The 13,169-nt window shown below is 51.7% G+C and carries 9 protein-coding genes and 1 pseudogene; 7 read left to right on the top strand and 3 right to left on the bottom strand.

Annotation, left to right across the window (positions count from 1 at the left end; all coding sequences use genetic code 11):
- Window positions 1-35: 35 nt before the first annotated feature.
- The 3 genes from trpS (at window position 36) to M3G15_RS07775 (ending at window position 2,800) form a co-directional block, all read left to right on the top strand.
- Complete coding sequence (gene trpS / locus M3G15_RS07785) at window positions 36-1,019, top strand: tryptophan--tRNA ligase (protein WP_009224745.1); 984 nt, start codon at window positions 36-38, stop codon at window positions 1,017-1,019.
- A gap of 227 nt (window positions 1,020-1,246) precedes the next feature.
- Entirely contained in the window at window positions 1,247-2,185 is a 939-nt protein-coding gene (gene cyoE / locus M3G15_RS07780) for a heme o synthase (RefSeq protein WP_009224746.1), read from the top strand.
- 15 nt (window positions 2,186-2,200) lie between these two features.
- Complete coding sequence (locus M3G15_RS07775) at window positions 2,201-2,800, top strand: SCO family protein (protein ID WP_260070554.1); 600 nt, start codon at window positions 2,201-2,203, stop codon at window positions 2,798-2,800.
- Window positions 2,801-2,812: 12 nt separating this feature from the next.
- Here the strand turns inward: M3G15_RS07775 and M3G15_RS07770 are convergent, their stop codons facing one another.
- From M3G15_RS07770 to M3G15_RS07760, 3 genes are all read right to left on the bottom strand, one after another.
- Complete coding sequence (locus M3G15_RS07770) at window positions 2,813-3,172, bottom strand: toprim domain-containing protein (RefSeq protein WP_036644969.1); 360 nt, start codon at window positions 3,170-3,172, stop codon at window positions 2,813-2,815.
- Between the two features lie 130 nt (window positions 3,173-3,302).
- On the bottom strand, window positions 3,303-5,381 hold the full coding sequence (locus tag M3G15_RS07765) for a serine hydrolase domain-containing protein (RefSeq protein WP_260070553.1): 2,079 nt from the start codon (window positions 5,379-5,381) through the stop codon (window positions 3,303-3,305).
- 433 nt (window positions 5,382-5,814) lie between these two features.
- The gene (locus M3G15_RS07760; RefSeq protein ID WP_009224750.1) at window positions 5,815-6,984 is read right to left on the bottom strand and encodes an MFS transporter; all 1,170 of its coding nucleotides are present in this window, start codon (window positions 6,982-6,984) and stop codon (window positions 5,815-5,817) included.
- Between the two features lie 304 nt (window positions 6,985-7,288).
- On the opposite strand from M3G15_RS07760, the gene M3G15_RS07755 reads away from it, so the two are divergent.
- The 4 genes and pseudogenes from M3G15_RS07755 to M3G15_RS07740 all read left to right on the top strand — a co-directional run bounded on the left by M3G15_RS07755 (window position 7,289) and on the right by M3G15_RS07740 (window position 13,128).
- On the top strand, window positions 7,289-7,732 hold the full coding sequence (locus M3G15_RS07755) for a hypothetical protein (RefSeq protein ID WP_009224751.1): 444 nt from the start codon (window positions 7,289-7,291) through the stop codon (window positions 7,730-7,732).
- Between the two features lie 44 nt (window positions 7,733-7,776).
- Entirely contained in the window at window positions 7,777-8,937 is a 1,161-nt protein-coding gene (locus M3G15_RS07750) for a transglutaminase domain-containing protein (RefSeq protein WP_260070552.1), read from the top strand.
- Between the two features lie 226 nt (window positions 8,938-9,163).
- Window positions 9,164-11,200: a peptidoglycan D,D-transpeptidase FtsI family protein gene (locus M3G15_RS07745; protein ID WP_050769742.1), complete on the top strand. Its 2,037-nt coding sequence runs from the start codon at window positions 9,164-9,166 to the stop codon at window positions 11,198-11,200.
- Window positions 11,201-11,300: 100 nt separating this feature from the next.
- A pseudogene (locus M3G15_RS07740) lies at window positions 11,301-13,128 on the top strand (peptidoglycan D,D-transpeptidase FtsI family protein).
- Window positions 13,129-13,169: the final 41 nt, after the last annotated feature.

Below are 13,169 nucleotides of genomic sequence, written 5' to 3'. Positions count from 1 at the left end.
ATGCAGCATTTGAATCAAAGGGAGGAATTTTCGTCATGAAGAGAGTATTATCTGGCATCCAGCCCAGCGGCAAACTGACACTAGGCAATTACATCGGGGCTATTAAGAACTTCGTGGAGCTGCAGCATGATCATGCCTGCAACTTTATGATCGTGGATTTGCACGCGATCACCGTTCCGCAGGAACCGGCAGCATTGACGGAGCAATCCGAAGCGGTTGCGGCGCTTTATCTCGCGGCCGGTATCGATCCGAATAAAGCAAATGTTTATCTGCAATCCCATGTGATGCAGCATGCTCAGCTCGGATGGCTGCTGACGACGCTCACCTCGATGGGCGAACTTGAACGAATGACCCAATTTAAAGACAAATCGGCCGGGAAGGAATCCGTTGGGGTTGGGCTGTTCGTCTATCCTGCTTTGATGGCGGCGGACATCTTGATTTATAACGCTGACCTGGTACCGGTTGGGGATGACCAGAAGCAGCATTTGGAATTAACCCGTGATTTAGCAGGACGGTTTAACCATCGGTTTGGCGAATACTTTACGCTGCCGGAGCCGTACATTCCTGAGGTTGGGGCACGCATCATGTCGCTGGATGATGCCTCCAAGAAAATGAGCAAAAGCAATCCGAACCCAGGCAGCTATATCGCTTTGCTGGACACGCCGGACGAAATCCGTAAGAAGATCAGCCGGGCAACGACCGATTCCGGACGCGAAGTGAGATTCGATCCGGCGACGAAACCGGAGATCAGCAACCTGATTACAATCTATAGCCAATGCTCGGGACTGACTATCGCAGAAGTGGAGCAGCGGTATGAAGGGCAAATGTATGGTCCGTTCAAAAAAGACTTGGCCGAAGTGGTCGTCAGTGTGCTGGAGCCGCTCCAACAGCGGTACCGTGAAATCCGCGAGTCGGGCGAGCTGCGCAGCATCTTGCGCCAAGGGGCGGAGCGCGCTTCCGAAATGGCTGAGAAAACGCTGCAGGATGTTCAGCGCCTGATGGGGTTTGTCGGAAAATAAACGATATTTTGAAAGAAAGCCGCCGGCTGCGCCCGGCGGCTAATTGTGTCACTAAATTGTCATAGTTAATGCGCGATATTCCATCGATTGTCAAACATTTCAGGGTTTTGATATGATAAAGTTTATAGCGTAAGGGTAAAAACGTTGAACGTTTTATGAATGATCAATAGAGGTAAACCTAAACCTAAACTGAACTTTATTTCAAATATAGGAGGAATGAATCGCGCGTGGACAAACCATTAAGTGTTCAGGCTTCTTCGGAATCCGCTGCGTTGTCCGTGAGACCTACTCCTCCGGGAGAGACGGCGACTTGGAGAGATTTTATCGCCTTAACGAAACCGGGCATTTTGCGTTCGAATCTGATTGCGGCGTTTGCCGGGTTTTGGGTGGCTTCCCGCTGGGAGCTTGATTATATTCAATTAATTGTCATGTTGCTGGGGACGACGCTGGTGATGGCATCGTCCTGTGTCTTTAACAATTACTTCGACCGGGAGATGGATACGAAGATGGCCCGGACGAAGAATCGCGTCCTCCCCACGGGGAAGCTGGCTCCGAAGACGGTGTTATGGTATGCCGTCATCTTGGGAGTGCTGGGCCTTTCAGTGTTGTTTATTTTCTCCGGTCTGCTGGCCGGGTTGTTTGGTGCGGTAGGGATGTTTGTCTACGTGGTGGTGTATACGCTGTGGCTTAAGCGGAGCTCGACCTGGAGTACGTCGGTTGGTGCCATCTCCGGCGCCATGCCGCCTGTCATTGGCTATGTTGCGGCATCGGGACGGATCGATTTGGGAACTTGGATGCTGTTCGCCCTGTTGTTCCTCTGGCAACCGCCCCATTTCTGGGCGCTGGGGATTCGCCGTACCGAGGAATACCGGGCCGCTGGCTTCCCGCTGTTGCCGGTCGTGAAGGGCATTCCGCGCACGAAGTTGCAGATGATCCCTTATCTCGCATTGCTGATTCCGATTCCGATTTTGATGTATGCCTACGGCTATACGGGCGTTTGGTTCCTCATCATCGGCTGCCTGCTGTCGGTAGCTTGGCTGCTCATGGCACTTCAGGGATTCCGGGCTAAGGATAACGACGCTTGGGCGAAACGGGTATTTATTTTCTCAGTGAACTATTTAACGATTGCTTTAATCGTGATGATCTTGGATACGGTAAGGTTGTAATTAGGAGGATGGGGAATGGCGGTTTTGAAGAAATATAAATGGACATGGATTCTGCTGGCCATCTGCGTGATTCTAGCCGGTTATCTGCTCTGGGATACGTATGCGAAGCCTAAGCTTCCGGTGATCCGTCCTGTTGCGGATTTTGGCATGGAGAACGTAGACGGCAAGACGGTGACGCTGCAGGATACGAATGGCAAAGTCCGGCTGTTTTATTTCTTCTTCGCCAACTGCCCTGACGTTTGCCCGATCACAACCTTTCGGCTGAGCCAAGTACAGGATATTTTGAAAGAGAAAGGCTTGTTCGGCAAAGATGCTTCGATCGTCTCGATCACGTTTGATCCGGAACGTGATACGCTGGAGAACATCAAGGCGTTTGGGGATAAATTCAAAGCGGATTATTCCGGCTGGTATTTCCTGCGCGGGGATCAGCAGAAGACGATCGACCTGGCGATGGACTCCTTTAAAATTCTGATCGACAAGGATGCGGATGGGAATTTCGTGCATATGGATCTCATCGGTCTCGTAGACCGTAAGGGCCAACTGCGGGAAATTTACCGGCCGGAGGCGACGCCGGATGAAATCGCTGCGGGTGTGATCAGCCTCGCCAAGGAGTAACTCACTTCGCGATCAAAACTTGTCATAGGAAGCCGGTGTTGGGGGATAGACAATGTATTCCTCCAGCCCGGCTTTTTCTAATTGGGCGATCAGGTATTCATCGGGCGTTCCTTCGACTCCGGCATATCCCCGTCTCGTATAAATTTGCTCCGCATCGGGAAAAGCATCCCGAAGTACGCCGCGAATCCGTTTGCCGGAAGGATCGTTGTCGAGGAACAGAAACAACTCGTCATCCTTTACCTTCTTGCGCAAGCTCTCCAGCTTCTCAGTGTTTAACGTACCAAACGTACAATAAATGCGGACTTCTTCGTCTAATAAGCGCCGCAGCTTGCTGCGGTCGTTCTTCCCTTCCACGATAATGCTAATTGGCAAAATAAATCCCCTCCGGGCTAAAGCGTAAACCTCCAAGCTGGGGTCGTTACGCTTCTAGTTTATACCCGGGAGGGGACTTCATGCAAAACTGCTAGAAATTAGATAAGAAAATAAGGACAAGTATTATCGATTAGTTCAATTCAATGCCAAAACGCATGCCTGGATCGCCAATAAACACGATGGTTCCGTTCTCGGGCAGTTTCACTTGGTTACTGCCGCTGGCCACCGAGAAGTTCACGCAAGCCCCGGCGGCGTCATAAACCGCAAAGGATGCCTTGGCTGGCAGATCTACGGTGATCGTCTTTCCAGCGGCTTTCGCCGGAATGGTGAACCAACGGGCTTGCTCAGACGGCTGCAAGGTCACCGTGGACTTCTTGCCGGGGTACAACTCTTGGATTTGATCGCCGCTGAGGTACAAGGAGCCGGCGGCCTCCAAATATTCGCTTCCGCCTTGGGTAAAGAAGCGGTATTCTGCGGAATCCCGGCTGCCTGTCGTTGGAACCTGATGTTTGCCCATCAGCGTATCAGGGCCCGTAATTTGTTTGTCCATCACGTAACCGGGCAAGCTGTCCGTACGGTTCACTTGAACGACCGGCAACATCATGAAGTAAGCCATCGAGCTGTATTTTTCCGATACGAGGTAATAACTTTTCCCATCGCGTTGCTTCCAGGCTACCTCAACTTCCGGTGAAATGGCGTTTTCCTCCAATTTCTCCGCGGAATACAGATTAAGCGCGAGCTGACCTAATTCAGGAACGGTGGCGTATTGTCTTTGCCATAGATAGGTGCGCCCGTTCTTCTCCTTCACGAAGCTGACCTTCAGTGAGCCGTCTTCGCTGACAAAGGTGCCGTCTTTCGTATAAACAAGCTTGGGAAGTCCTAACGATTCGCCAGGTGCAAACGGGGATGTGATTTGGATTTCACCATCTGCAACATCGATGCGGAACAGCTGGTTGGTTGCCCCGTAGAACCCGCTAAACTGCCTGAGCTCTTCAGGCATGTCAGCTTGTTCCGGCGAACCAAAGGACTTGGCCGGCTTAAACTCCGTGATTGTGCCCTTCTCCTTCAACGCTTGGAGCAGCAGTTCGTTCGCTAGCAATTGGTTCAGCGAGCTGGAGCCCCCAGAGGAGAGAACCGCCGCCGCCATTTGGTGGTCCGGCAACACGACCAGTTCAGCATGATACATTAGTGTATCGCCGCCTTTGGCCAATGCTTGGATGCCGTATTCATTAAAAGGAAACAGTTTTACGCTGTCCCAGCCTAAACCAAAATCAAAGCTGTTGTCGGTATCCTGAGGCCAGATTCCTCTTTTATATTCCGGCTGTGCCGTCACTTTAGCGGCTTGTTTGGACAAAATGCTGTCCGCTTCGCCCGTAAACAAACCGGCAAATTTCACCAGGTCTTCGGCGGTCGAGTAAACGCCGCCCGTCCCAATCACATTCACCGTTTCCTTCGGCAATGGCTCTGGACTTCCAGGTGCATAGATTGCGGCAAGCTTGCCAAAGTCCAGACCATCCTGCGGCGTCAGCGTATGCTTCATGCCCAGCGGTACGGTGAATTCCTGGTGGATAAAGTCAGTAAAATCCATCCCGCTGACGCGTTCAACTAAAATTTCTGCCAGTGTAAACCCGTCGTTGCTGTACACGGAATACGCTCCTGGGTCGGCCTTCAGAGATCGATTGGCCAGTTGGTCAAGCAGCGTATCATGCGCATAAGGGTCGTTGTCTTCGAACAAAAACGCGTTGGCAAGACTGGATCCCTGTAGTCCTGCGGAGTGGTTCAGCAGCATGCGCGGCGTGATCTGCTTGTACCGCTCGTCCTTCATCTTAAACTCCGCGATATAATTCACCAACGGCGAATCGAGGTTGATTTTGCCTTGATCGACCAGTTTCATGACCGCAGCGGTCGTAAACATTTTGCTGGTGGAGCCGATGCCGTACATCGTTTCAGAGGTCAGCGGGATCTTTCCTTCAGGATCGTTCTTGCCGGCTTGCCCCGAAACGATGAGCTTGCCATGGTCGACCAGAGCGTACTGAACGCTGGTTGTTCCGTAAGTATCGGTGAGCAATGCGGCCTTTGCGGCGGCGATTTCCTCCAATCCCTGCGGTGCGGTGTTGGTCGGCGGCGCCTCGGCTGCCATAGCACCTCCAGGCAACCATAGCGTAAGCGTAAGAATGATGGCAAAAATCGCGTTTCGTTTCTTCTTCAACTAGAGCCCTCCCTAAAATTTGATCTATTTTTAGTTACGTTAACAAAGGAGGGAAGGGTTCATCTTTTTCGGAACATTATGGAAATTTAGTACTTTAGAAACCCCATAAACAAAAGCGGCCTGCCCGAGGGCAGACCGGTGTGCAGGGGTCAGTAGCGATTGCAAGAATTAATAAAAAGGAGCACGGAGGATGATTACCAGTAAGATGTACAACACGAGGATCGTCCCCGTCGTTGTCCAGAATCCATAGCCAGGAACCACCGGGCCCGGTCCGCAATTGTCAATGCCGCCCATTCATGTTCACCCCGCTTTCAAACATGATCGGTTACTACACGATTATCTTATGTAGGACCCTATCATGTGCCCTGTGCGGCAGCCTAACCTTGGATGAAAAATCCGTTGCACTTGTCCCGTAGGCTTAAAAGGACATGGATCAGTGGTGTCCGGTGCCCGCGCCAACTGGGGGCGGCAGGGTTGCGGTGAACTTTCTGGGCGGGACGATGATGATGGCAAGCATCAGCACGAAAAAGGCTAAGAAGTAAGGGGAATAGCTGCCGTGCATCGCTCCCGCGACAATCGGGCCGATAAAGGAACCCAGCGACATGGCGATCGATTGCAGTGAAAACACGGTACCCAGCCGTTTTCCGCCGCTTAAATCGATAAACAACGAAGCTATGGCCGGGTACACGACCCCTTTAGCCATCCCTAAGACCACAAGCACGACGGGAAGCGGAATGAACTCAAATGCGGCCAGGGCGAAGAAAGATAAGGCGATCCCCAGAACGCCGATGCTGGCTCTTAAATAAGGGGAATAACGGCTCAAAAATAACATCGACAGCGTGACCAGCGCCCCTAAGCTGATAATGGAAAAATAGAAGCCTGTATTCATGATCCCCTCGGCTCCGCCGGCTTGCAGCGGCAGTTCAAAAAACAAAATGCCCTGGGAGCAGGCGACGGCGAGCGGCAGCACATAATAGCGCAAAGGGATCACATTGATCTTCACCGGTACCCGTGACTTCACAGAGCCCGATTTGGCCAGACCTTCCGCAACCAAACGGGGAGGCTCCTTGATCGTAAAAATGGCAATGATGCCCGTCGAGATCAACAGCCAGCCCAGCATTTGAAAGGCGATGGAAAAGCCGGATTGGGCGACAAGGAAAGCGCCGGCGGCCGGTGACACGACGGAAGCAACGGTATGCATCACCCCGTGACCGGCCATCAGCTTACCTTGCTGTACCGGATTTTTGGACAGCGAGGCGAGCATCGCCAGACAGGCCGGGGACAGGAAGGCGAGCACAAAACCGCTGATGGAGCGCAGCACGAGCAGCTGCCAAGGCTCCGTTACATGGGCTTGAAGCAGCAGAACCCCGCCGGCAGTCACCAGGCTGAAGATCATGTACGGCTTGCTGCCGTGACGGTCGACGCCCTGGCCGGCGAGCAGGTTGCCCGGCAGATGCGTCAGCGCATAAATCCCCATCATCCAGCCGATAAACGTCGGCGCGGCTCCCAGCGACAAGGCAAACGGAGTTAGGATCGGGTACTGGGCGTGCAGATCGAAGAAAGCCAGAAACATAAAGAAGTACAGCCAAAAGGCGATTTTCACGCGTCGCCCCTCCTTTGCGTAGAATGAACGTTAGTATTACTTGTACGCTCCCCAGGACGAACTTATTACCCCCAGGCAGCTGCGCTCAGCTACTCGATCCAAGCTTCATCCAACCTTCTCGGTGATGAAAAGCCTTTGCGGCTTTCCATCACGAAGTAGAACGAAGATGTGGTTCGGCGTAAATGCTTGAAATCCGCGGGATTGGGGGTTAAGCTGACATGGTCTTGGGCCATCATGTATAATGGGTTAGAATCAAAATGCAGAAATCAAAAATCATGGAAAATCTAATTATGGAGGATTCATCATGTTTGATGTACAAGTATGGACTGAATTTCTGAAAGAAAATTGGCTGGTGATCGTCGTAGCGCTGGTCATTCTCTTCCTTGTGCTGAATTTTGTAAGAACGGTCGTCAAATGGGCGCTGGTGCTGATCATCGCCGCATTTATCGTGATTTACAGCGGCATCACGCTTAAGGATATCGGGGATGCGGTAGCAACGGTGAAGGAACAAGCCCTCGACATCAGTAAAACTGAAGCGTTGAACATGATGAAAAATGAAGCGAAGGAAGCCCAAATGACGCAAAATCCGGACGGTTCGTTTACCATTACGACCCCGAATCTGGAGGTTACCGGACAAGCGGGCAGCGATAAAGTGAAAGTATCGTTCCGCGGGGTTTCGTTGGGCGAATGGTCGATGAACGACACGCTTGAGGCATTTATCCAGGAAGCGAAACGGAATTCTCAATAACCCTAAGAAAAATACAACTTACACCTAGATTGACGGAGGAGCTTATGAAGCTGGACATGACGACATTGCTGCAAACGCTAAGCGAATATAACTGGATCACGGTGCTGCTGCTTGCCGTGCTTCTCGGCTCGGTGCTGCAGGGATTGGTGCGCGGAGCCTCCCGCTCGGCAGGCCGTCTGTTCACGCTATTAAGCGGCGGCGTCTTATCGCTGGTTGGCATTGCGATTGCCATCCCATTAACGATGTGGTTATCTCCGAAGGTTCAGACTTGGTTGACGGAGCTGCCGCTGCCGGATCGGGAGCTGGCTCAGTGGGAGCAGGTTCTGTACATGCTGGTCATGGCGGTACGGGATTTTCCGCTGATGCGATTTGCCGTCGTTTTCCTTCTGCTCTATTGGATCATACGTACCTTGGCGGGTTTTGCGATGCTGTTCGTTCGCGGGGGGAGCGGTCTGTTCGGCTGGCTGTTTTCCGGCGGGGACCGTCCGGCTTCGCTGCTGAGCCGTTTGGCCGGCGCCGGGATTGGCGCGGTGATTGGTGCGGCGCGATGTATGATGCTGATCGCCATGTTGTTTATTGTTGTGACGTTGTATCCGAACAGCGGGTTCAGCCGATACGTGGAAGCCTCGCCGGTCTACCAGCAAGGGGCGAGAACGGTCATAGAGCCGCTTACCGGCAATTTGATCAAGGAGAAGCTACCGGTATTCACGCGCAGCGTAGAAGCAGAGCTTGGCAGCATCCTTCAACAGAAATACGAAGTCATTGATGCTAACATTCCCGAATCCATTGAGCTGGCTGCAGCAGAGATCACCAAAGGGGCCGATACGGATGAAGAGAAGGCCCGGCGGTTGTACGACTGGGTTGGAACCCGGGTGTCATACGATTACGATAAAGTGAAAGACTATGAGGAAAAAGGCATCTGGCATGAGCAAACACCGCAAATGACGTTTGATACGAAACGCGGGGTGTGCATCGATTATGCCCGGCTCTATGCCGTCATGGCTAGAACCGTTGGGCTTCAGGTGAAGGTCGTGACCGGACTTGGATACGACGGGCAAGGCGGGTACGGTCCTCATGCCTGGAACGAGGTTTATTTGTCAGAGAAAAACGCCTGGATTCCGCTGGATTCGACTTGGGCCAAAAGCGGCGACTGGTTTAATCCGCCGGCGTTCAGCGAAACCCACGTCCCCAATAAGCTGATTTGAGCCTTGGCTGCGGAAAAAACCGGGCAACATGGGATCTGGGTCGTGCGATTCGGCACGCAAATCATGCGGAAAAAATGCTGGAAAGGGGGCGTAACTTCACCGCCCCTTATTTCGTTATGGTACTATAGAGTAGTTGACTTCAAGAAATGAGGATTTAAGGGAAAGAAAGTAGGGAAACGCCTTGAAAAGCACTTATGCGAAGGATCCGCAAGAACAAGAAATCGCAATGCAACGCCATTTTAACATTCGGCTAAACATGTTTTTCTTTAGTGCTTTTGCCATATTTACCGTCATCATCGTACGTTTGGCCATATTACAGTTTGTAGAAGGCCCGACGTTATCCAAACAGGAGAGCAACCTGCGCGTCAAGGACGTGCCGCTGGCTCCAACCCGTGGAACGATCTATGCAGCGGGGGGCGAGAAGTTGGCCTATTCCACGCCGGTTCAATCGCTGTATATCACGCTGCAGAAAGACTACAGCAATTCCACGGATAAAGGAAAAGCCAATCGTCCGGAAGCTTTGGCTTTGGCCAAGAAGCTGAAGGAGGTTTTCGATAGATTAGGTTCGCCGGAGACCCAAATGACGGAAGAGGAAATCATCAAGGCAATGGACCTTGATTACCGGCAATATAACGGGTTTACGCCGCGCCGAATCAAAATCGATTTGACACCTGAAGAAGTCGCTTATTTCTTGGAACGGAAAAGTGAATTTCCGGGGATCGACATCGTCGAGGAGAGCATCCGCCATTACGATCCCGATACGGTAGCCGTGCAAACGATCGGTTATATCAGGAAGTTTAAAGGGGCATCCACATCGCTGGAGAAGTACAAGCAGATCCGGGAAGCGAAGAACGATGATCCGGCGATGCAATACACGGAAAACGAGGACGTCGGATACGACGGCCTGGAGCTGTACTATCAGGACGAGCTGCGCGGGAAGAACGGCTACAAGAGCGTGCCGATCGATCCGCGGAACATGGCCACCGGGATCCCGGAAATCACACCGCCGGAAAAAGGCCATGATCTCCATACGACGATCAACAAAAACATTCAGATGGTCGCTGAGCAGGCGATCCTTGACCAGATCGAGTGGGTTCATACCCACCCGGTATCCGGCAAGGTTCATCCCAACGCCAAAACTGGCTACGCGGTTGCGATGGAAGTGGAGACCGGCAACGTAGTGGCCATGGCCAGCATGCCGGACTACGATACCAACGTGTGGCAATCCGGCGGGGTGTCTCCTGAGAATTGGAGCAAAATCTCTTCCAACTATCAGAACGGGACGATCACGCCGATTAGTTCGGGTCGGTCAGGGCATAACATGGAATCCGTTATTTTGTTGGGTTCAACCATTAAGCCGTTATCAGTGTTAATCGGACTTAACGAAGGTTTGTTTACGACAAGTACCTATTATAACGATACAGGAATTGCATATTTTGGGAAAAACAATTCCGCAAGCGTCCGCAACTCCCAACGCCATGCCTACGGCTCCATCGATCCGGCTGGCGCGATCCGTCACTCATCGAACACCTTTATGGTCGATATGGTCGGTGAGAAGCTCTACAACAAATACGGATCTAAAGGGATTGAAATCTGGGACAACTATATGAAGCAGTTTGGTCTAGGTGTTTCGACCGGTGTGGATCTGCCAAATGAATATTTGGGCAAGCTGGAGTATACAAATGAATCGGAGACAGCATTATCAAGGCTTGTCTATGCTTCCTTTGGACAACAAGGGAAATACACCGCGATGCAGCTCGCCCAATATACAACGACTTTGGCTACACGAGGGAAACGCATGGAACCGCATCTCGTCAGCAAAATTACCGATACGGACGGCAATATCGTCAAGGAGTTCAAGCCGGTAGTTCTAAATGAGGTTAAGTTTAACAATGCTTATTGGAACGAGGTTATCGGAGGAATGGAGACCGATGTCTCCTTTGCTTTCTCGGGTTTCCCTTACGATTTTGCCAGAAAAACCGGGACCTCGGAGCAATGGGCTAACGGTGCCAATCGCGACAACGGCGTGTTTATCGCTTTCGCCCCTCGGGAGAATCCGAAGCTGGCGGTAGCGGTCGTCATTCCGGAAGGCGGCTTTGGTGCCTACAGCGCCGCGCCGGTTGCCCGCAAAATTTTTGATGCGTATGATCAGGAATATGGCTTGGACGGGGTTCCGAAGAAGACCAAAAACCAAAATCAGCAACAGACAGACAATAACGCTTCACAGCAAAACGGGAATCAAACCGAGCAAACGAATCCTTAATTGAATCCAATGACAGCAACGACCTTTTCGCAGAGATGTTGAAAAGGTCGTTTTTTGATGGGAAGGAAGATTCATCACTTCGAGGGAGGCGGAAATGAAGATGAACAAATACGTCATCGAGGATCCTCAGGAACAGCATGCCTCCATAAGGCGGCATTTCCATATTCGGCTTAATCTGTTTTTCTTCAGTGCCTTCGCGATGTTCACCCTTATCATTATCCGACTTGCCATCTTGCAGTTTGTCGAAGGACCATCGATCTCCATGGAAGAGGTGAAAATGAGGTTCCGGGATGTCCCAATGCCGCCGGTCCGGGGTTCGATTCTGGCCGCAGGGGGAGAGAAGTTGGCCTATTCCACGCCGATCCAAACCTTATATTTGACTTTGCAGAAAAGTAACTACGATCCGACGACCGAAGCGGGTAGAGCGAATTTGGCGGAAGCTGCGGCGCTGGCTAAAGAGCTGAAGAAGGTGTTTGACACGTATGGCGATCCGAACGCACAGATGTCGGAAGAAGAGATTCTGGATGCGATGGATTTGAAATTCCGCCGCAGCGGCGGGTTTGCTCCACGCCGAATCAAGAGCAATCTGACTGAACAAGAAACCGCGTATTTCCTTGCTCAAAAAAGCAGGTTTCTCGGTATAGACATCATTGAGGAGTCGGTGCGGCATTATGATCCTGATTTGGAACGGTTATAAACGCGTTCCAATTGATCCGCGAAACATGGCGAATGGCGTAGCCGAAATCGTCCCACCGGTAAAAGGCTATGACCTGCATACAACAATAAATAAAAACGTACAGCAAGCAGCGGAACAGGCAATCCTCGATCAAATCGAGTGGGTCCATCACAATCCCGTATCCGGAAGTGTGCATCCTCATGCCAAAACGGGTTATGCCGTGGCGATGGAAGTAGATACCGGAAACGTCATCGTTATGGCCAGCATGCCGGACTATGATACGAATGTATGGCAATCCGGCGGGGTATCTGAAGAGGTGTGGAGCCAAATTTCGTCAAACTATCGAAACGGTACGATCACACCGTTTTCCTCCGGGCGCTCTGGCCATAATTTCGACTCGACGGTGTACCTGGGATCAACGATCAAACCGCTGTCAGTGTTAATCGGCCTAAACGAAGGTTTGTTTACGACAAAAACGAAATATAGCGACCGCGGGATCGCCTATTTCGGCCGCAACGACTCAGCGAGTGTGCGAAATTCCTCCGGGCATGTCTACGGCTCCATCTATCCGAAAGATGCCATCCGCTTCTCGTCCAATGCGTTTATGGTCGATATGGTGGGGGAGAAGCTGTACAACAAATATCGAACCCAAGGGATTGAGGTTTGGGACGAATATATGAAACAATTTGGCTTGGGCGTTTCCACGGGCATTGATTTGCCAGGTGAATATTTGGGGATCTTGGATTATAAGGATGAAAGGGAAACGGCGTTGGCCCGTTTGGCTTATGCTTCCTTCGGGCAGCAGGGCAAATATACGACGATGCAGTTGGCGCAATATACTGCGACGCTAGCCAATCGGGGGAAGCGCATGCAACCTAGACTTGTGCAAAAAATAACCGATGCCGAAGGCCGTTTGGTGATGCAATTTGAGCCGAAGGTGTTAAATGAAGTCAAGATGAAGGACGCCTATTGGGACGAAGTCATCGACGGGATGCGAACCGACGTGAGCGCCTTTGGTGGGTTTCCGTACGATTTTGCGCGCAAGACGGGGACTTCCCAGCAAGCCTATAAGAACAAGTTGTTGGATAACGGCGTGTTTATTGCGTTTGCACCAAGGGAGAAGCCGAAGCTGGCGGTGGCGGTTGTTATTCCCGAAGGGGGCTTTGGGGCTCACAGCGCGGCACCGGTTGCCCGGAAAATTTTTGATGCGTACGATCGGGAATACGGTTTGGACGGCAACCCCAAGAAATAATCATAAGATTGAACGAAGCCTTGCTCGCGATGAGCAGGCTA

Source organism: Paenibacillus sp. p3-SID1389 (genome assembly GCF_025151705.1).
Classification (GTDB): Bacteria; Bacillota; Bacilli; order Paenibacillales; family Paenibacillaceae; genus Fontibacillus; species Fontibacillus phoenicis.
This window is presented reverse-complemented; position numbering and strand designations above follow the sequence as displayed.

Bases quoted from the DNA above. Each gene is read 5' to 3' on its own strand.
- trpS (WP_009224745.1), top strand. From the start codon at position 36: ATGAAGAGAGTATTATCTGGCATCCAGCCCAGCGGCAAACTGACACTA.
- M3G15_RS07775 (WP_260070554.1), top strand. From the start codon at position 2,201: ATGGCGGTTTTGAAGAAATATAAATGGACATGGATTCTGCTGGCCATC.
- M3G15_RS07755 (WP_009224751.1), top strand. From the start codon at position 7,289: ATGTTTGATGTACAAGTATGGACTGAATTTCTGAAAGAAAATTGGCTG.
- M3G15_RS07750 (WP_260070552.1), top strand. From the start codon at position 7,777: ATGAAGCTGGACATGACGACATTGCTGCAAACGCTAAGCGAATATAAC.
- M3G15_RS07745 (WP_050769742.1), top strand. From the start codon at position 9,164: ATGCAACGCCATTTTAACATTCGGCTAAACATGTTTTTCTTTAGTGCT.